The sequence below is a fragment of the Pseudomonas sp. S1_E05 genome, assembly GCF_056337105.1.
Genome location: NZ_JBFRHM010000001.1, coordinates 5,217,765 through 5,237,786, shown reverse-complemented (window position 1 = coordinate 5,237,786; position 20,022 = coordinate 5,217,765). Strand labels below are relative to the sequence as shown.

Genomic DNA, 20,022 nt, shown 5'->3' with positions numbered 1-20,022 from the left:
ATCCCAAATGCGCGTAGCTCTTTACCAATGCCCACCGCTGCCCCTGGATGTCGCCGGTAACCTGCAACGCCTGCATCAGCTGGCGCTGGAGGCCAAGGGCGCCGACCTGCTGGTGGTGCCGGAGATGTTCCTGACCGGCTACAACATCGGCGTCGATGCGGTCAGCGTGCTGGCCGAGGTGTACAACGGTGAGTCGGCCCAGCAAATCGCGCGCATCGCCAAAGCCGCCGGGATTGCCATTTTGTATGGATATCCCGAGCGCACCGAGGATGGGCAGATCTACAACGCGGTACAGTTGATCGACGCTAACGGCGAGCGCCTGTGCAACTACCGCAAGACTCACCTGTACGGCGACCTCGACCGCTCGATGTTCAGCGCCGGTCGCGACGATTTCCCAATCGTGGAGCTTAACGGCTGGAAGCTCGGTTTCCTGATCTGCTACGACCTGGAGTTTCCGGAGAACGCGCGGCGCCTGGCCCTGGCGGGTGCCGAGCTGATTCTGGTGCCAACGGCGAACATGATTCCCTACGACTTTGTCGCCGACGTGACCGTGCGCTCCCGAGCCTTCGAAAACCAGTGCTACGTGGCATACGCCAACTATTGCGGCAGCGAAGGCGACATTCAGTATTGCGGACAGAGCAGCATCGCCGCGCCGGATGGAAGCCGCATCGCCCAGGCTGGCCTGGATGAAGCCCTGATCGTCGGGGAGCTCGATCGCCCGTTGCTAAACGACTCTCGCGCCGCCAATCGCTACTTGCTCGATCGCCGCCCGGAGCTATACGGCGAGCTGAACAAGCGCTGATCCATCGTTATCCGCTAGCATGAGCGCTTCTCTGTCCTGGAAGTGCTCATGCCTGCGCCGATTCCCTCTCGCCCCCACACGGAAACCCTGGCCAACGGCTTGCGGGTGACGCTACGTCATGCCCCTGACTTAAAGCGCTGCGCGGCGGCATTAAGGGTCGCGGCTGGCAGTCATGATGTGCCGCTGGCCTGGCCGGGCCTGGCGCATTTCCTTGAGCACCTGCTGTTTCTCGGCACAGTCCGTTTCCCTGGAAATCAAGGGTTGATGGCCTACGTTCAATGTCACGGCGGGCAGGTCAATGCGCGAACCAGTGAGCGCACGACCGACTTCTTTTTCGAGCTGCCCCCCAAGCATTTCAGCGCAGGGCTTGAACGACTGTCAGACATGCTCGCTCATCCGCGAATGAGTCCGGACGATCAACAGCGTGAACGCGAGGTGTTGCACGCCGAATTTGTCGCCTGGTCGCAGGATGCGCGGGCGCAACAGCAGCTGGCGCTGTTCGATGGGCTTTCGGCGGCTCATCCATTACGAGGGTTTCACGCTGGTAATCGCGACACGTTGCCGGTGCCGGAAGCGGACTTCCAATTGGCACTGAAGGATTTCCATCAGCGTTTCTACCAGACCGGACAGATGACCTTGAGCCTGGCGGGGCCACAGAGTATCGAAGATCTGCGGCAACTGGCGCTGGGTTTCGGTGCAGTGATTACAACCGGAGAAAACATCCCACAGACAAAACCGTTGGCGCTGATGGCGTCCTCGGACAGCACGTATCAACAGGTGAGCGAGCGCCGGCTCGATCTGCTCTTCACGTTTGAATCGCTGCCTCCTTCTTCGGGTGAGGCGTTGGCGTTCCTGTGTCACTGGCTGAACCTCGGAAAACCCGGAGGGTTGCTGTCACAGTTGCGTGCCAGTGACTTGGCGGAGCGTTTGAAGGCGCAGGTGCTGTATCGGTTTGCCGAACAAGCCGTGCTGCATATCGAGGTCGCCACAACAGCCCCGCCGAACGTAGTCCGCGAGAACCTCCTCGACTGGCTGGGCTTCTTTGCCACGCAGGATTGGTCGGCTCTGCGTGACGAATACACGGTCTTGCAGGCACGTCAGCAACAGATGAGCAGCGCCCTGGAATTGGCCCGCCTGGACAGTGAACAGCTCGAAATCGGTTTATCCAATCAAGGTGTCGTCGCGCTTGAACACATCCTGAAGACGATGGGCGCTGTGGATAACTTCAGCGGTGAATGGCAGTTGCCCGCACCCAATCCGTTCCTGCACCTCGAAGCCCCCGCCCAGAATGCTGGCCTTATTCGCGGTCAAACCAGCAAACACCGAGGCCTGAGAACCTTTGCCCAGGATCGCTCGCGCAACCGTCGTGAAACTTCGCCGATGCAATTCAGCCAGGCCCTGCCAGACAATACGGCACAGGGGGCAATCTACCTGCGCTGGCGACTGCAGGCCTCGCCTCAGCCACGTCTGCAACAACATCTTGAGGACCGACTGCAACCGCTGTGCGAAGAAGCCCGCCAAGCCGGCGTCGAGATATCATTCAGCGCTTCGGGCAATGAATGGCTGCTGAGAGTGACGGGGCTGCAGGAGTCGATGCCGAATATTTTGGAACACGTGCTGAAAGAACTGGCGACGCCCGTCGGTGGCTGCTCACTTGAGGTGTCGGAAAATCCTGCGCTGATCCCGATCAAGCAGCTGCTCAAAGTCTTGCCCGATCATTGCCTTGAGCCGTCAGCGCTCTGCGATGATGCGCAGCAGCTGTGGTCCACCGCACGGTGGGAAGGCTTGGCCGTCGGTCTCTCAGCGCAGACGCAGGCCGCACTGGGGTTGGCCCTGAGCCGCGTACCCGGTATTGCCGATGGCCAAGTGGCAACCGCACGCTCGATCAACGGGCAGCGTCTGTGGACAACGTTGGATACCAGCTCCAGCGAACACGCGATTCTGCTGTTCTGCCCGACAGCTACGCGGGAAATCTCCGACGAGGCTGCCTGGCGTCTCTTAGGGTTGGTCTGTCAGACGCCGATCTATCAGCGTCTACGTGTTGAACTGCAATTGGGTTATGCCGTCTTCAGCTCTCTACGGCAGATCCATGGGCGGACCGGGCTGCTGATTGGCGTACAGTCGCCAAGTACCCCACCTCTGCAATTGCTGGAACACATTGAACGCTTCTTCGGCGAGCTACCCGCCATGATCGAGGCGATCGATGCCGCCACGTTCATCTCCCAGCGCCAGTCACTCGCCGAGCAATTCGATCCGGCCCTATTGCCGCTGGCCCAGGCCGCCGAACAGCTCTGGCAGGGTAAACAGGCAGGCCACTCGTCGGATTACCTGGCTCAGTTGCCATTGGCGATTCAGGCCCTCCAACACAGCGATTTGATCGCCGCCGCCCACCGACTGAAGGATACCGAAGGTGGCTGGCGATGCCTGGCCACCCGTTCTGAACCGCCGCCTCCCTGGCGCTTGACACGAGGATCTTTACCGCTGGTGCAATGAGCTTTTTCCGAGATTGCCGGCCATTCATTTGTAAATTTGAGTAACATAGCCACCTAACTATCTGAACATCTCCGGTTGGAGGTGGACTATATGTATAGCTATCAACCGTCCCATCACCACAAGGAGCGCTCCCATGTCCTGGTCCAAGCCTGCTTACACCGACCTGCGTATCGGCTTTGAAGTCACCATGTACTTCGCCAGCCGCTAAGGTTGTAGACTCAAAGCGATGTGCAACGCCTCGGTTTACCGGGGCGTTTTTATTTTCAGAGTTGAATGACGGAGCGCCCATGTTTGTCCAGATCCTAGGTTCCGCTGCCGGCGGCGGTTTCCCCCAGTGGAACTGCAACTGCGTGAACTGCGCAGGTTTTCGCGACGGCAGCCTGAATGCCAAGGCCCGTACTCAGTCATCCATTGCGATTTCCGATGACGGTATCAACTGGGTCCTGTGCAACGCCTCGCCGGACATCCGTGCCCAGCTCCAGAGCTTCGCCCCAATGCAACCGGGCCGGGCCCTGCGCGACACCGGCATCAGCGCCATTGTGTTGATGGACAGCCAGATCGACCACACCACCGGCCTGCTCAGCCTGCGCGAGGGATGCCCGCACAACGTCTGGTGCACCGACATGGTCCATGAAGACCTGAGCACCGGTTTCCCGCTGTTCACCATGCTTACCCACTGGAACGGCGGGCTAAGCTGGAACCGCATCGAGCTGGACCGCAGCTTCACCATTCCCGCTTGCCCGAGTCTGCGTTTCACCCCACTGCCACTGCGCAGTGCGGCGCCACCGTATTCACCGCATCGCTTCGACCCGCATCCTGGCGACAACATCGGGCTCATCGTCGAGGACCTGAACACCGGCGGCAAGCTGTTCTACGCCCCTGGCCTGGGCAAGGTGGACGCACCGCTGATGCAGATCATGGAAGGCAGCGACTGCCTGCTGGTGGATGGCACGTTATGGGATGACGACGAAATGCAACGCCGAGGCGTCGGCACCCGCACCGGCCGCGAAATGGGGCACTTGGCACAGAACGGCGCTGGCGGCATGCTCGAGGTGCTGGACCAGTTGCCCAAGCAGCGCAAGGTGCTTATCCACATCAACAACACCAACCCGATTCTCGATGAAGACTCGCCGGAGCGCGCGGAGCTGGTTCGGCGTAACGTCGAAGTCGCGTATGACGGGATGAGTATTGTTTTGTAAGAGGCCAAGACTGCTTCGCGGCCTATCGCGAGCAGGCTCGCTCCCATACGATGACGGGCTGCCTGCATTTACAGCAAAGCTCGCGATGAGGCCCTATCCGACACCGCTGGAGCCCCAAAATGACTGACACCCCGCTCTCCCCCGCCGAATTCGAAGCCGCCCTGAGGGCCAAGGGCGCCTATTACCACATCCATCACCCTTACCACGTGGCGATGTACGAAGGCCGGGCGACCCGTGAGCAAATCCAGGGCTGGGTCGCCAACCGTTTCTACTATCAGGTGAACATCCCCCTGAAGGACGCGGCCATCCTGGCCAACTGCCCGGACCGCGAAATCCGCCGCGAGTGGATTCAGCGCCTGCTCGATCACGATGGCGCCCCTGGCGAAGACGGCGGAATTGAAGCCTGGTTGCGCCTGGGCCAGGCTGTCGGCCTCGACCCTGACCAATTGCGTTCCCAGGAACTGGTCCTGCCCGGTGTGCGTTTTGCCGTGGACGCCTACGTCAACTTCGCCCGCCGTGCGAGCTGGCAGGAAGCCGCCAGCAGCTCGCTGACCGAACTGTTCGCGCCGCAAATACACCAGTCGCGCCTGGACAGCTGGCCCCAGCATTACCCGTGGATCGACCCGGCAGGCTACGAATACTTTCGCACTCGCCTGGGCCAGGCGCGGCGCGATGTCGAGCATGGACTGGCGATCACCCTGCAACACTACACGACACGGGAAGGCCAGGAGCGCATGCTGGAAATTCTCCAGTTCAAACTGGACATTCTTTGGAGCATGCTCGACGCCATGAGCATGGCCTACGAATTGAAACGCCCGCCATATCACAGCGTGACCGAACAACGGGTCTGGCATAAAGGAATCAACCTATGAGTTTCGACCGCAGCAAAACCCCGACCTGGCGTCCCGGCTACCGTTTCCAGTACGAACCGGCGCAAAAAGGCCACGTGCTGCTGTACCCCGAAGGCATGATCAAACTCAATGACAGTGCCGCGCTGATCGGTGGTTTGATCGACGGCCAACGCGACGTCGCGGCGATCATCACCGAGCTCGACAAGCAGTTCCCCGGGGTACCGGAACTGGGTGACGACATCGAGCAATTCATGGAGGTTGCCCGTGCTCAGCACTGGATCGAACTTGCCTGACGACGTGTCGGATAAGTTACCGCCCAAGCCCGAAGTCGGCCTGCCGCTGTGGCTGCTGGCCGAGCTGACCTATCGTTGCCCATTGCAATGCCCCTACTGCTCCAACCCGCTGGACTTCGCCGAGCAAGGCAAAGAGCTGAGCACCGAGCAGTGGATCAAGGTGTTTCGTGAAGCGCGGGAAATGGGCGCGGCGCAACTGGGCTTTTCCGGTGGCGAACCGCTCGTGCGCCAGGACCTTGCGCAGTTGATTGGCGAGGCGCGCAAGCTCGGTTTCTATACCAACCTGATCACTTCGGGCATTGGTCTGACCGAGCAGAAAATCAGTGACTTCAAAAAGGCCGGCCTGGACCATATCCAGATCAGTTTCCAGGCCAGCGACGAGCAAGTGAACAACCTGCTGGCCGGTTCAAAAAAAGCGTTCGCGCAGAAACTGGAGATGGCCCGTGCAGTAAAGGCCCATGGCTATCCAATGGTGCTGAACTTCGTTACCCATCGGCACAACATCGATAAAATCGACCGCATCATCGAGCTGTGCATTGCCCTCGAAGCCGACTTCGTTGAACTCGCCACCTGCCAGTTCTACGGTTGGGCACAACTCAATCGGGTGGGCCTGCTGCCGACCCAGGAACAACTGACGCGCGCTGAACGCATCACCAACCAATATCGCGCCAAACTGGAAGCAGAAGGACACCCCTGCAAGCTGATTTTCGTCACTCCGGACTATTACGAAGAACGCCCGAAGGCCTGCATGAACGGCTGGGGCAGTATTTTTCTGACAGTGACACCCGACGGTACAGCCCTTCCCTGTCACGGTGCCCGACAGATGCCGGTGCAATTTCCCAATGTGCGCGATCACAGCATGCAACACATCTGGTACGACTCCTTTGGCTTCAACCGTTTTCGCGGCTACGACTGGATGCCAGAGCCTTGCCGCTCCTGCGACGAAAAAGAAAAGGACTTTGGCGGCTGTCGCTGTCAGGCGTTCATGCTCACCGGCGACGCCAGCAACGCCGACCCAGTGTGCAGCAAATCGCAGCATCACGGCATGATTCTCAAGGCCCGCGAAGAGGCCGAGCACGCCACCGAAACCATCGAACAACTGGCCTTTCGCAATGAACGAAACTCACGCCTCATCGCCAAAAGCTGAACCGCTCAGCGCCGCCAATGCCGTGGCCGCTGGCGTCGACTTTGCCGAACTGCTGGTGGGGCAGCATGGCCTGTTCTGGAATGAATACCGCCCCGAAGATGCTGCATGCCGCATCTGGCATTGGCGTGACGACCAGGCACATTGCCTGACGCCCGACGGTTTCAGCGTACGCAGTCGGGTGTACGAATATGGCGGTGGAGCGTTTTGCCTGACAGACGATGGAATCGTGTTCGTCAACGAAGCAGACCAGCAGTTGTATCGCCAATCGCTGCAGGGCGAAACACCCGTGCCGCTGACGTCCGGTGAATGCCGGTATGGCGATCTGAAGTTCGCCGAGGGTCAGGTTCTGGCCGTGGAAGAACAGCGCAATCACCACCGTCTGGTGGCCATTGATCTGGCGAACGGGAACCGCCATCTGTTGGCCGAGGGTGCTGATTTCTATGCTGCGCCGACGCTGAGCCCCGACGGACAGCGCCTGGCCTGGATCGAATGGAGCCGTCCGGATCAGCCCTGGACCGCTACGCGCCTGATGGTCGCCGAGCGCACAAACGGCGGCGTTTTTCCCCCAGCTCGCTGCGTGGCCGGCGAAGAAACTCAGGAATCGGTACAACAGCCCCGTTTCGATGAGCATGGTCGTCTTTATTGCCTGACGGATCGCGCCGGGTACTGGCAGCCTTGGGGGGAGTCACCGGACGGTTTGCGAGCTTTGCCCAGCGTTGCGGCCGACCACGGCCCCGCGCCTTGGCAACTGGGTGGCTGCACCTGGCTGCCACTCGCAGATAACGCTTTTCTGGCCAGTTGGACCGAAGACGGTTTCGGCCGACTCGCCATTTGCACGGAAACCGTTGAAGACTTCACCGGCGACTACAGCCGTTTCCGACATTTGGCCATGGATGAAGATTTCATCTACTGCATCGCTGCCTCCCCCGTCAGACCATCCGCGATCAACGCCATCGAGCGCACTACCGGAGAAGCGAAAGTGCTGGCGGGCGGCGAGGCACCATTGCCGGCAGAACGGATCAGCGTCCCGCAAACCCTGCGTTACCCGAGCGGCTCGGGCGAGGCACACGGATTCTTTTATCCCGCGATGTCCGGCGAGGCGAAACCGCCGCTGGTGGTATTCATCCACGGCGGCCCGACGTCAGCGTGCTACCCGATACTGGATCCGCGCATTCAGTATTGGGCGCAACGCGGTTTCGCCGTGGCCGACCTCAATTACCGTGGCAGCAGCGGCTATGGGCGGGCGTACCGCCAGGCGCTGTATTTGAGCTGGGGGGAAGTGGATGTAGAGGATGCTTGCGCGGTGGTGACACATCTCGCCAACCGTGGCTTGATCGATGGCGACAAAGCGTTCATTCGCGGTGGCAGTGCCGGTGGCTACACCACGTTGTGCGCCCTGGCGTTCAACACGGTGTTTCGCGCCGGCGCGAGTCTCTACGGGGTCAGCGATCCCGTGGCGCTGGGCCGGGTCACCCACAAGTTCGAGGGCGATTACCTGGATTGGCTGATCGGCGATCCCGACAGGGACGCCGAACGCTACGCCTCTCGTACGCCTCTGCTTCATGCAGGAAACATCCGCGTACCGATGATCTTCTTCCAGGGTGAACTCGACGCCGTCGTGGTGCCCCAACAGACCCGCGACATGGTCGAGGCTCTACAGGAAAACGGCATCCTGGTTGAAGCCCATTACTATCCCGACGAACGCCATGGTTTCCGCAAGGCGGGGAACCAGGCCCATGCACTGGAGCACGAGTGGTTGTTTTACAAGCGGGTGATGAAATCATCCACTTGAGATAGCGTCGTTCCAATTGCTGGCAAGCCAGCCCCTACAGATTACGCAATCCCCTGCAGAAGCTGGCTTGCGAGCGATAACTGCCTACCGGCCGCCGCGACTCTCAGCGCTTGGCGATGATGTAGACCGCATGCACGATCCCCGGAATGTAACCGCACAACGTCAGCAGAATATTCAGCCAGAACGCTCCACCGAAGCCGACCTGCAGAAACACACCCAGTGGCGGTAGAAGAATAGCGATGATGATGCGAATGAAATCCATGGGGCAGCTCCTGATTTGAAGTGGGCGCGTGCGCCCTACAGCTAATCGACCTGCGCCGTTCGTCAGGGTTCAGTTCGCGAATTCAGGCCAGTATTTCCAGCCCGTGTTTCTGCACGATGCTCAGCAGTTTGAGCGCCATGCCACTGGGGTGTTTGGCGCCGGCTTCCCATTGCTTTACCGTCGATGCACTGGTGTTCAGATAACGTGCGAACACCGGCTGGCTGACATTGTTGCGCTCGCGCAGCGCCTTGATCTGCTCCGCCGGGATCGCATCGGGAACAGTTGCAAGGCAGGACTCATCGAACTCGCGCATGGTTGCCTTGCTGATTGCGCCGATGGCGTACAGGGCGCTGGCGGATTCGTGTACCGATTCCAATGCCTCACTTTTGAACTTTCTACTCATGAAAAACCTCCAAAAACTCCTTTGTATCCAGCAGGGACTGGAGTTGCAGTTCTGTCAGCATCTCGTAGGTCTTCGCCACTTTCCGAAAGCCGATCAAATCCGCTTGACTGATATTGCTTTGATCTTTTTTGGCGTACAGGAATTGATACACCCAGTAACGCTCACCCTTGGCCACAACAATCGAGCGATGTCGATTGGCATTCAAGCGTTTCTTCCAAACCCCACCGCCGAGGCTTTCGGCCTGGCCCCTTAGCATTTGCGCAAAAGCGTCGCGAAGCTCGTCATCGCCAATCCATGCCTTGCCAGCCTGCACGGCAAAACGCTTGGTCTTGAACAACCGGGGTCTCATCGGCATCCCTTCCTAAAAAAACATACCACTTAGTGGTATATAAATCAAAGCCTGCTGAATGACTCTGTCACTCTGCGGGCATCGGCACTCCTTGCCGACGTGCACTAAAAAACCACCGATCGCGCCATCGCTCAAGCACCGATTGGCATCTGGAAAAATGCAGAGACAAAAAAACGCCCCACGTCAAAAGAATCAAACGTGGGGCGACGCGTTATACCGCGAGACGGTTCGGAAATTCGTGCAGGACGTTGCTGTCAGACGGCAATCCCTTTGCGGCATTGCAGTTGTGCCGTCCGCACGCGGGAGAAGGCACGGGCCAGGCGCAGGAGCATTTCGTCGATGTTGGCGTTGCTGACCGTGAGCGCCGGGGTGAAACGCAAGCAATCGGGTTGCGGGGCGTCGAGCAACAGGCCTTCGGACATGGCGGCCTTGACCACTGCCCCAGCCGAAGCGTCGGACAGGGTCAGGCCCCAAAGCAGCCCCTGGCCTCGCAATTGGCCATGGCCATAGCGATGCGCCAGTCGCGCCAGGCCTTCGCGCAAATGCTCGCCAGTCTCCCCGACATGCTTGAGAAACCCCTTGTCCTGCACGCTGCCGAGTACGGCAAGCGCGGCCGCCGTCATCAAAGCATTGCCGTGATGAGTACCCGTCAGCTCGCCCACATCGAAACAGCAGGCTTTGCCCCGGGCCAGGAGTGCCGCAACCGGTACTCCGCCACCCAGCCCTTTACCGAGCACGACGATATCTGCCCGCACGCCGTAGTATTGCTCCGCGAGCAAGGTGCCGAGACGACCGACGCCGGTTTGCACTTCATCCAGGATCAACAGAATGCCCAGCTCACGGCACAGGCGCTCAACGCCCTTGAGGTAATGCTCGGTGGCGGGGATAACCCCGGCTTCGCTCTGGACCGGTTCAAGCATGATCGCGACGGTTTGTGCGTCGACGGCGGCATGCAACGCGGCCAGATCGTTGAACGGCACATGGCTGAAGCCCGGCAGCTGTGGCTCGAAACGGTTGGCCAGGTTGACACTGTCTGACGCCGGAATAGTCCCGAGACTGCGGCCGTGGCACCCATTGTTGGCGACGATGATCCCCGAAGCGCCTCCGCGGTGCAGTTGGCCCCACTTGCGTGCCAGCTTGATCGCTGCCTCACACGCCTCGCTGCCAGTGTTGAGCAGGTACGCCTGATCGCTGCCGGTACTGGCGCAAAGACGTTCAGCGAGATTGAGCATGCCACGGTTATGCAGACCAAAGCCTGGATTGATCAGCGACTGAGCCTGAGCGGAAATGGCGTTGACCAACACTGATGGGCTGTGCCCAAGACTATTGGCGCCGTTACCCTGAGAGAAATCGAGGTAAGCGCGATCATCGCTGTCCCACAACCATGAACCCTGCCCTCGCACAAAGACCTGCTTGGGCCGCTCGACGCTGGGCATCAGGTATTCGCTGGATGAGGCGTCGTCCGTGGACGGCATGAACGCCTCCTCACTCAGGTCTTCGAGGCTGGGGGTACTGCGCCGCAAACTGAACAAATTCATACAAAAAAACCTTCATTGAGGTTTTTTGCCTTACCTATGCAAACACCCTTTCGGTGAATGGTATTCATCGCGCTCTCTGGCCCTGTAAGCCTAGTGAATGCGGTTAGACTAGGCCTATGCCGGTCCCTGGACCATTTCGTTTTTCCAGTATTTTCAATAAGTAAAACTTATGGATTTCAAACAACTGCGTTATTTCGTCGCGGTCTACGAAGAGGGCCATGTCGGACGGGCCGCCGAGCGTCTGTCGATCTCTCAACCAGCGCTGTCCCAACAGATTCGCCAGCTTGAGCAGAACCTCGATCTCAGCTTGTTCGAGCGCAGCAGCAAACGCCTGCTGCCGACCCTGGCTGCCCACACCTTGTACAACCACGCCCTCCCCTTGCTCGACGGCTTGCAACGGGCCCGTGAAGCGATGGGCAACTTCAAGGGTCAGGCCCTGCGAACACTGGCCATCGGCGTGCTGCAAACGGTGCACAGCAGCCTGGTGCCGCAGCTGCTCGAGCGTGTGCGCAAGGCGCAGCCGCATCTGGTGGTGCAGATCTATGAGCTCTCGGGTCTGGAGATTGAGCGACGCCTGCTCAGTGGTACCCTGGACATCGGCATCAGCTACCTGCCACCACGCCAACCGGGATTGCATGGCGTGATGCTGTACGAAGACGAACTGACTCTCGTCATCCCGGCTGATCATCCGTTGCGCGAATTCAAGAAGGTTTCCATGGTGCAGGCAGCCGAACTGCCGATGTTGTTGCTGGGCGAGGAGTTTCAGGTGCGGCAGATCTGGCAGACGCAACTGGCCAGCCTGGGGCGGCGACCGCAAGTGCAGGCGGAGTTGAATAACATGGCGGGGATTCTCGACAGCCTGCCCCACACCCGCTTGGCAACCGTGTTGCCGGGGCGATCACAAAAAGTACTGGGCAGCCATGAGCTGCTGTGGAAGCCTCTGACCGAACCGCGAGTACCGCTGAAAGTCGGGCTGGTATGTCGTGATGTACAACGTCAACAGGCATCAATGACGTTGTTACGCAATTTGCTGGAAGAAGTGATGAGTGCCACGGATGATCGCTCGATAACCCCTGACGGGCTGAGCGGATAACTTTTCTGCGGGCATAAGAAAACCCCGCCGAAGCGGGGCTTTGCAGACTGTTTCCCTGACATCCATTTCACTCCGCCATCCTGGCAGAATCCTACGTGTCCGTGTTGTTACTTGCGCTTTCCTGCGCGACGTCCATGTGAAGTAGATTAGCCGTGGATCCAATCTGCATCTATGGGAGATGAGCAGCACGTCGTGTAAGAGAATGCTTACACGACGTTTCACAGTCAGAACTGTGCGGCATCCAGCAGGAACAGCGACTCGCTGCCTGCCCACACCGATGCGCTGAGCGAGTGAATACGTGGCAGCAAGCGTGCGAAATAGAAGCGCGCCGTACCCACTTTGCTCGCATAGAAATCGTCCTGTGTTTCCTTGCCCAGCGCCGCCTTGGCCATCAATGCCCACATGTAGGCGTAGGCAACATAACCGAAGGTTTGCAGGTACTCGACCGAAGCCGCGCCGATTTCATTCGGGTTGTTCTTAGCCCGGTCCAGCAGCCAGGCTGTCAGTTCATCCAACGTGGTCAACGCGTCATTCAGCGGTTGGGTGAACTCGCCCAGATCGGCACTGGCCGTTGTGGTGAAGTGCCGAATCTCATCGGCGAAGAGCTTGTAGAAAGCTCCGCCGCTGCCAACGACCTTGCGCCCTACAAGGTCCAGCGCCTGAATGCCGTTGGTGCCTTCGTAGATCTGGGTGATGCGCACGTCACGCACCAACTGCTCCTGGCCCCACTCACGGATGTAACCGTGGCCGCCGAACACCTGCTGGCCGTGAACGGTGGTTTCCAGGCCGAGGTCGGTCAGGAATGCCTTGGCTACCGGAGTCAGCAGCGCCACCAGGTCTTCTGCACGCTTGCGGGTGGCGGCGTCTTCGCTGAACTTGGCGGTGTCCAACTGCATGGCCACGTAAGTGGAGAACGCGCGGCCGCCTTCGTTCGCAGCTTTCATGGTCAGCAGCATGCGGCGCACGTCCGGATGCACGATGATCGGGTCTGCAACCTTGTCTTTGTTCTGCGCACCCGTCGGTGAACGGCTTTGCAGGCGATCGCGGGCATACTCGACGGCGTTCTGGTAGGAACGCTCACCCGTCGCGAGCCCCTGGATGCCTACGCCCAGGCGCTCGTAGTTCATCATGGTGAACATTGCCGCGAGGCCCTTGTTCGGCTCGCCGACCAGATAACCCACGGCTTCATCGAAGTTCATCACGCAGGTGGCGGATGCCTGGATACCCATTTTGTGTTCGATCGAGCCGCAATTTGCAGGGTTGCGCTCACCCAGGCTGCCGTCGGCGTTGACCAGGAACTTGGGCACCAGAAATAGCGAAATACCCTTGGGCCCTGCCGGTGCGTCCGGCAGTTTCGCCAGCACCAGGTGGATGATGTTCTCGGTCAGGTCGTGTTCACCGCCAGTGATGAAGATCTTGGTGCCGCTGACCTTGTAGGAACCGTCCGCTTGAGGCTCGGCCTTGGTACGAATGATCCCCAGATCCGTGCCGGCATGCGGCTCGGTCAGGCACATGGAACCTGCCCAGATACCGGCGTACATGTTCGGCAGGTAAGCCGCCTTCAGCTCGTCGCTGGCGTGGGCGTTGATCGACAGGCAAGCGCCCGCCGTCAGCATCGGGTACAGACCGAACGCCAGGCTTGAGGAGTTGACCATTTCCTCGACCTGGGCCGAAACCGCCTTGGGCATGCCCATGCCGCCGTAAGCCGGGTCACCTCCCACACCGACCCAGCCGCCTTCGGCATACGTCTGGTAAGCCTGTGGGAAACCTGCTGGCGTAGTAACGACGCCGTCCGCCCAATGGCAACCTTCTTCGTCGGCCCCACGGCTCAGCGGCGCGATGCTTTTACTGGTGACCTTGCCGGCTTCTTCAAGAATGGCCTCGACCGTTTCCGCGTCGACGGTCTCGGCCAGTGCAGGCAACTCGGCCCACAATTTGGCAACCTCGAACACTTCATTGAGGACGAAGCGCATATCACGCAGGGGCGCTTTGTAGTCAGCCATGGCAAACCTCGCAAGATCTTTTACAGGTGATGTGTAGGAAGAGTGTCTCGTTGGGCCCGAGTGTACCCCAACAACTTTTGCGACACATAGGGTCAACTAGTGACCCTTTTGTAATTTTTGGTCACCAACATTCCATGACCCACGCAGCGAGCTTGTGAGCCTGCCGGATTAACGAAGGCTCACGAAGCGTTCACCACCAGTCGTCAGAACGCAAATGACTCCGCCGACAGCGACATCAGGCAATCGCTGCCTGCTTCGATGGCGGCGCGGTGAGAAGCGGTACGCGGCAACAAACGCTTGAAGTAAAACTCGTTGGTCGCCAGCTTGCCTCGATGGAACTCCGCCTCGCCCTCGCCCGATTCCAGGCGTGCCTGCGCCACAAGGGCCATGCGCAACCACAGGTAGCCCAGCACGATGTAGCCGCTGTACATCAAGTAGTCCACGGATGCAGCGCCGACCTCATCCGGGTTTTTCATTGCCGCCATGCCCACCCGGGTCGTCACCTCGCCCCACTGCTGGTTGAGTTCATTGAGCTGCGCCACGTAACGACCCAGTTGCGGATGCCCGGCGTTCGCCGTACAGAACTTGTGGACGATCCTGGTGAAACCGCGCAGCAGCTTGCCCTGGCTACCGAGCACTTTTCGCCCCAGCAGATCCAATGCCTGAATACCGTTGGTGCCTTCATAGATAGGTGCAATCCGGCAATCGCGAACCAGTTGCTCCATGCCCCATTCTCGAATGAAACCGTGGCCGCCGAACACCTGCATGCCGTGGTTGGTCACTTCCAGCCCGGTGTCGGTCATGAAGGCCTTGCAGATCGGCGTCAGGAAGGCCAGCAGGTCTTCGGCGTCCTGACGCGCCGCTTCGTCCGCGCTCAAATGCGCGACGTCCAGTAACTGGGCGGTGAAGTACGTGAGCGCGCGGTTGCCTTCGTTGAAGGCCTTCATGGTGAGCAACATCCGTCGTATGTCAGGATGAACGATGATCGGGTCCGCGGCTTTTTCCGGTGCTTTAGCGCCGGTCAGCGCGCGCATTTGCAAGCGATCATTGGCGTATTTGATCGCCCCCTGGAAGCTCGCTTCACCAAGACACAGGCCCTGCATTCCGGTGCCCAGCCGCGCATGGTTCATCATGGTGAACATGCAGTTCAGGCCCTTGTTCGGCTCACCGATGAGAAAGCCCCTCGCGTCATCGAAGTTCAGCACGCAGGTGGCAGACGCCTTGATACCCATCTTGTGTTCGATGGAGCCACAGGAAACACCGTTGCGCTTGCCGGCCTCACCCTTTGCATCGGGCAGGAATTTGGGAACGATGAACAACGAAATGCCCTTGGTGCCCGGCGGGGCATCCGGCAGTTTCGCCAACACGAGGTGAACGATGTTTTCGCTCATGTCGTGTTCACCGGCGGAGATGAAGATCTTGCTGCCGGAAATCGCATAGCTGCCGTCCGCAGTAGGTACGGCGCGTGTCTTGATGATGCCCAGGTCGGTGCCGCAATGGGCTTCGGTCAGGCACATGGTGCCCGTCCATTGGCCGGCGGTCAGTTTGCTCAGGTAGGTGTTTTTCTGCGCCTGCGTGCCATGCGCGTGAATTGCCGACATCGCCCCGTGCGTCAGGCCCGGGTACATGCCCCACGACGTGTTACTGGACCCGACCATCTCGCTGATGACCAGCCCCAACGAAGTGGGCAACCCCTGGCCACCGTACGCAGGGTCGGCCGCCAGGCCATGCCAGCCACCCTCGACATACTGGGCGAAAGCCTGCTTGAAACCGGCCGGCGTCGTCACCACACCATTGTCGAAATGGCAGCCTTCCTCATCACCGCTTCTATTGAGTGGGGCGAGCACGTTCTCGCAGAACCTCGCCCCCTCTTCGAGGATCGCATCGACCATGTCCGGGCTGGCCTCCGTGGCGCCCAGCGCAGCGTAATTGCTGTGAAAATCGAAGACGTGATTGATCAGAAAGCGCATGTCGCGCAAGGGTGCCTTGTACTCGGGCATGGTGACTTCTCCGGTAGCAGATGCCCTAAACCTACTGCCACCGATCCCACACCGACAATCACAGTCCAGGCGCTGAATGCGCCGTCATCACTCAACCGGCAGCCGCCTCCGTGCGCACCGCACCGCGCCGATTCTGCCCATATGCGACTACGCAGTTGCGTCCGGCGCCTTTGGCGGCATAGAGCGCCTCGTCTGCGGACTTGAGCACTTTTTCCGGGTTACGTTGGTCTACGCGCTCGGCGACGCCGATGCTGACAGTGACCGATACCGTGGAGGCCGCGGAGCCGGAGCGGCGCTGGCGACCCTGCTGGTCGTCCTGGGGACGGTTGTCCTGGTTGCGCAAATGGATGCTGTAAGTCTCGATCGATTCGCGAATGACCTCCAGGTGCGGCAGGCATTCCTCAAGCGTCTTGCCCGCGAACACCAGGGCAAATTCCTCACCGCCGTAGCGATACGCCCTACCGCCGCCACCGATCTTTGACAACTTGCTGGCCACCAGCCGCAGCACCTGATCGCCGACGTCGTGACCGTGGGTATCGTTGAATTTCTTGAAGTGATCGACGTCGCTCATGGCCAGCACGTAGTTGCGCCCCAATCGCTGCATGCGCTCGTTCAAGGCACGGCGACCCGGCAAGCCGGTAAGCTCATCACGGAACGCCATTTGATAGGCTTCGTGGGCGACGGCGGCAGCGATCATCAACATCACCTGGCTGCACATGATGTTGAGGGTGAAGGGCAGGATGAAGGTTTTCGGCAACGCCCAGAACAACCCCAGCAGCCCCACCAGTTGAGCCGCGTGCAAGGGGCGCGGGTTGCGCCAGTATTGCCAGCCCAGCAGCACGAACACGCTGAAGAATACCGGATAGGACAATTGGATGAGGCTCATCCAGGCGCCATGCAAGGCCGGCCAGCGGATTTCCGACAACCACATCAGCAAGGGCTGCGGATAACTCTGCTCCAGGCCCAACGCCACGCTTCCGACAGCCAGCAGCACTGCAAACCGCGCCACCATGTCCTGAAACAGATGGGTTCGCTCCTGCCACGCTGCGAACAGGCCGAACATCAGGGGCAGCAGCAGGCAACACAGGTGGAAAACCACCGCAGCGTCTTCACGCACGCGGCCATTGTCACGGTAATAATCGGTCTGGGTATCGAGCAGAAAGTAGGCGATGTACACCGTGACCATCAGAAACAGCTCACGCTGGCGTCGGTAAACCCCGCAGTAGGCACCGCCGAGCAACAGCACCAACGTGGGCAGCACGTTGAACAGTGAGGTGAAGAAGACGTTCAGATCCTTGACGTACGCCGCCGCCAGTCCCGAGAACAACAGCAGAAGTGACGGCAGGAAATGACTGAAACGTACTGCGGAAGAACGCGGCAAGGGTAAAGCTCCGACCCGTCTGATCAATAGATGGCAATGTGCCCACATACTGTAACGGCAGTCCCCCTGACTTTCTGAGTTATTTAGTCAGGTTTTTTTGTTGCGGCTATGTAACGGGATGCAACTGCGCAGCCCGTCACTCGAATCGAAGTCTTAAAGGTCGTTGTCAAACGTCCGCAATGGCCCCTCCGAAACACCACGCCCCTCCGCCCCCACCGGCTTGAGCGTCAGCAACGCATCGGCTGCCTGGCGAGTGGTGATCTTCGGGCTGACCGGTTTCGGAGTCACAGCGTTCTCATCTCCCACGTGCCCCAAGGGGATGACCAGCGACGGGTGATCGAAAGGCGCCTGCTCCCAGGCCACGCGAGGATCGGTCAGGCCGACCTCCATGAACTTGACCAATGCATCGATCTCATCGGGGGTCAGGTTCAATGATGTCATGTCCGGATCGAGGTTTGAGGTGTTGTGCTGATTGACACTGGCATGATCGAAGCCGCTGGTGTTGTTGGCATCCGAACCCCGCCGATCGCCACCGCGATTGTAAAACTCCATGACCTGCTTGAGTGTCGACCGGCTGCCGTTGTGGAAGTAAGGCCCGGTGAGTGCGATGTTGCGCAGCGTCGGCGTCTTGAAGGCGCCATCGACTGCGTCGCGGAATCCGACAGTGGGCTTGAGCGTCGCGTCACAGGGGATCGCCGCGCTCAACGGCGCTTCGAATGTGCACACATCGACATCCAGCGGATCTGGCACCCTGGCACCCTGAATCTGGCTGTTGTACTCGCGAGTGAAGGCCAGCGGATTGCCCCAGGCGTCGGTGCCGCCGAGCGCCAGGTCTTCGGAAGTCGGGCGCACCCCGGTGTTATAAAAGCCGTTGTCGTACAGCGTGGTCAGGTTGTCCGCCATGACCATACGCTCGATTCGCTCACGCGGATGGAACAGCAGCCGGCTGCCAGCATTGGTCAGCTCCGCACCTCCATGACAACTGACGCATTTGCCCTTGCCGAGGAACAGGTTCATCCCTTCGACCTGCTGCGCATTCAATGCTTGATGATCACCTTGCAGATAGGCGTCGAGCGGCGCCTGGTCGGAAATCAGCGTGGATTCGTACATCTGGATCGCCAGTCCGAAGAACAAGGGAAAGTTCGCCTCCATCTGGGTGTACGAGGCACCGCCCAGCGAAACCGGTTGTGTGGCATTCCAAAGCCGCGGGTGGAAAGCGGCCTTGATCAGCTCGCGGTACGTTGGCCGGCGTGCGCCGGACACCGGGCCAAGCACCGAGTCTGTGGAGGAAATACGCTGCTGCTTGAGCATCAGCGTGTCGAGCATCCGACGGCCAATGTCGGCGAAGGTGCGCCCACCGCAGGACATTTCCACCGCGCTCCCCGGCGGTCCTACGGCTTGCGAGGCGGCAGACGCATCATTGAGCGCCAGGCGCACTTTGGTCGCCACGCCACTGCGATCGCTGGTGACAAAAATCCCGGCATCGGGATCGCGATTGCCAAAGGCGAAAAGCCGTTGAACACGTTGTTGGCCCGGCCATCCCAGAAGTTGCGCACGTTGAACGCGGCGTTGATCACCGACGGCGCGTTGCGCCCGGTCGCACGACGGACGTTGATCCCGCCAACCTGGAAAATGCCATCCGGCTGCTGCGTGCACTTATCGAAACGCGGCTGGTTGGGCTTGACGAAATTGGCGTCGAACACGCCTTGCGAGCCGATCACATCGTCGGTTGAATAAGCGATGGGCGAGTCACGGTCCAACGGGTTGACCAGCAGATGGGTGGGGAAATCGGTTTTCTTCAGCGTGTAGTTCGGGCCGCCCTTGCCACCGGACAGCGTCGCGTAGGACGCCACGTCACCGGGGATGTCGGATGCGGTGAACGGTTTGTTGAATATCGAGGCCACGTTGGCGTTGGTGTGCGCCTGGCCAGGGTTGACCTGATTGGTGATCCGATGATCAACCCCGGCGTGAAAGTGGCAGGACGCGCACGCCGTGGCGCTATCGCTGCCGACTTCCATGTCCCAAAACAACGCCTTGCCCAACAGGATTGCAGCACCGCGATTGAGGACGTAATCGGTCATCAGGTCGACTTTGCGTCCGCCCTCGGTGCCTGATGGGTCGGGCGGCTGCATGCCACGCAACGATTGCAGGCTGGGGACCTCCGGCACGGGCGGATCCACTTCGGCGACAGTGGCCGCCATGACGCCGTGGGCGGACAGTGCGATGGGTAACCAGAAGGTCAAACGAACGAGGCGACTGATGTTCATGAGCTTCACCCTGACTGTTGTTGTTAAGTGGCCGGGCGTGAGGCTTCTTCGAGCGAGACAGTTCTTTGCAGCACCGGTTGATGGGTGCGGTGCAATTAATTTGCCACTCCATGTAGAAACATTTTGAATCAATTAACTCAACGTTTTCG

General features: G+C 59.8%; 16 protein-coding genes and 1 pseudogene. 9 read left to right on the top strand and 8 right to left on the bottom strand.

Annotated elements, in window-relative coordinates:
* Window positions 1–7 precede the first annotated feature (7 nt).
* From AB4N33_RS24140 to AB4N33_RS24105, 8 genes are all read left to right on the top strand, one after another.
* Complete coding sequence (locus AB4N33_RS24140) at window positions 8–802, top strand: carbon-nitrogen hydrolase family protein (RefSeq protein ID WP_476458405.1); 795 nt, start codon at window positions 8–10, stop codon at window positions 800–802.
* Between the two features lie 48 nt (window positions 803–850).
* On the top strand, window positions 851–3,295 hold the full coding sequence (pqqF, locus tag AB4N33_RS24135; RefSeq protein ID WP_476458404.1) for a pyrroloquinoline quinone biosynthesis protein PqqF: 2,445 nt from the start codon (window positions 851–853) through the stop codon (window positions 3,293–3,295).
* Window positions 3,296–3,428: 133 nt separating this feature from the next.
* Window positions 3,429–3,503 (top strand): pyrroloquinoline quinone precursor peptide PqqA, encoded by a 75-nt coding sequence (gene pqqA / locus AB4N33_RS24130; RefSeq protein WP_009045898.1) that lies wholly within the window; start codon window positions 3,429–3,431, stop codon window positions 3,501–3,503.
* 79 nt (window positions 3,504–3,582) lie between these two features.
* Window positions 3,583–4,494 (top strand): pyrroloquinoline quinone biosynthesis protein PqqB, encoded by a 912-nt coding sequence (gene pqqB / locus AB4N33_RS24125; protein WP_476458403.1) that lies wholly within the window; start codon window positions 3,583–3,585, stop codon window positions 4,492–4,494.
* Window positions 4,495–4,613: 119 nt separating this feature from the next.
* Complete coding sequence (gene pqqC, locus AB4N33_RS24120) at window positions 4,614–5,366, top strand: pyrroloquinoline-quinone synthase PqqC (RefSeq protein ID WP_476458402.1); 753 nt, start codon at window positions 4,614–4,616, stop codon at window positions 5,364–5,366.
* Window positions 5,363–5,638 carry a pyrroloquinoline quinone biosynthesis peptide chaperone PqqD gene (pqqD, locus tag AB4N33_RS24115; RefSeq protein ID WP_460120292.1) on the top strand — a complete coding sequence of 92 codons (276 nt, stop codon included), beginning with the start codon at window positions 5,363–5,365 and terminating at the stop codon, window positions 5,636–5,638. Before pqqC ends, pqqD begins: the two co-directional genes overlap by 4 nt.
* Before the next feature lie 4 nt (window positions 5,639–5,642).
* A complete protein-coding gene (pqqE, locus tag AB4N33_RS24110; RefSeq protein ID WP_476458844.1) occupies window positions 5,643–6,785 on the top strand; it encodes a pyrroloquinoline quinone biosynthesis protein PqqE in 1,143 nt (380 codons plus the stop codon).
* Window positions 6,751–8,577: a S9 family peptidase gene (locus tag AB4N33_RS24105; RefSeq protein ID WP_476458401.1), complete on the top strand. Its 1,827-nt coding sequence runs from the start codon at window positions 6,751–6,753 to the stop codon at window positions 8,575–8,577. Before pqqE ends, AB4N33_RS24105 begins: the two co-directional genes overlap by 35 nt.
* Window positions 8,578–8,680: 103 nt before the next feature.
* On the opposite strand, the gene AB4N33_RS24100 is transcribed toward AB4N33_RS24105, so the two are convergent.
* From AB4N33_RS24100 to AB4N33_RS24085, 4 genes are all read right to left on the bottom strand, one after another.
* Window positions 8,681–8,839, bottom strand: a complete 159-nt coding sequence (locus AB4N33_RS24100; RefSeq protein WP_003228885.1) for a YqaE/Pmp3 family membrane protein — start codon at window positions 8,837–8,839, stop codon at window positions 8,681–8,683.
* 82 nt (window positions 8,840–8,921) lie between these two features.
* On the bottom strand, window positions 8,922–9,242 hold the full coding sequence (locus tag AB4N33_RS24095; protein ID WP_460120288.1) for a helix-turn-helix domain-containing protein: 321 nt from the start codon (window positions 9,240–9,242) through the stop codon (window positions 8,922–8,924).
* Window positions 9,235–9,591 (bottom strand): type II toxin-antitoxin system RelE/ParE family toxin, encoded by a 357-nt coding sequence (locus tag AB4N33_RS24090; protein WP_460120287.1) that lies wholly within the window; start codon window positions 9,589–9,591, stop codon window positions 9,235–9,237. Before AB4N33_RS24090 ends, AB4N33_RS24095 begins: the two co-directional genes overlap by 8 nt.
* Window positions 9,592–9,845: 254 nt before the next feature.
* Window positions 9,846–11,129 (bottom strand): aspartate aminotransferase family protein, encoded by a 1,284-nt coding sequence (locus AB4N33_RS24085; RefSeq protein WP_476458400.1) that lies wholly within the window; start codon window positions 11,127–11,129, stop codon window positions 9,846–9,848.
* A 169-nt stretch (window positions 11,130–11,298) separates the two neighbouring features.
* On the opposite strand from AB4N33_RS24085, the gene AB4N33_RS24080 reads away from it, so the two are divergent.
* Entirely contained in the window at window positions 11,299–12,222 is a 924-nt protein-coding gene (locus AB4N33_RS24080) for a LysR family transcriptional regulator (RefSeq protein ID WP_476458399.1), read from the top strand.
* Between the two features lie 224 nt (window positions 12,223–12,446).
* On the opposite strand, the gene AB4N33_RS24075 is transcribed toward AB4N33_RS24080, so the two are convergent.
* The 4 genes and pseudogenes from AB4N33_RS24075 to AB4N33_RS24060 all read right to left on the bottom strand — a co-directional run bounded on the left by AB4N33_RS24075 (window position 12,447) and on the right by AB4N33_RS24060 (window position 19,873).
* Window positions 12,447–14,225 carry an acyl-CoA dehydrogenase C-terminal domain-containing protein gene (locus tag AB4N33_RS24075; RefSeq protein WP_476458398.1) on the bottom strand — a complete coding sequence of 593 codons (1,779 nt, stop codon included), beginning with the start codon at window positions 14,223–14,225 and terminating at the stop codon, window positions 12,447–12,449.
* A 203-nt stretch (window positions 14,226–14,428) separates the two neighbouring features.
* Window positions 14,429–16,225: an acyl-CoA dehydrogenase C-terminal domain-containing protein gene (locus AB4N33_RS24070; protein WP_476458397.1), complete on the bottom strand. Its 1,797-nt coding sequence runs from the start codon at window positions 16,223–16,225 to the stop codon at window positions 14,429–14,431.
* Between the two features lie 91 nt (window positions 16,226–16,316).
* Complete coding sequence (locus AB4N33_RS24065; protein ID WP_476458396.1) at window positions 16,317–17,606, bottom strand: GGDEF domain-containing protein; 1,290 nt, start codon at window positions 17,604–17,606, stop codon at window positions 16,317–16,319.
* A 153-nt stretch (window positions 17,607–17,759) separates the two neighbouring features.
* Window positions 17,760–19,873 (bottom strand): annotated as a pseudogene (locus tag AB4N33_RS24060) (cytochrome-c peroxidase).
* Window positions 19,874–20,022 lie beyond the last annotated feature (149 nt).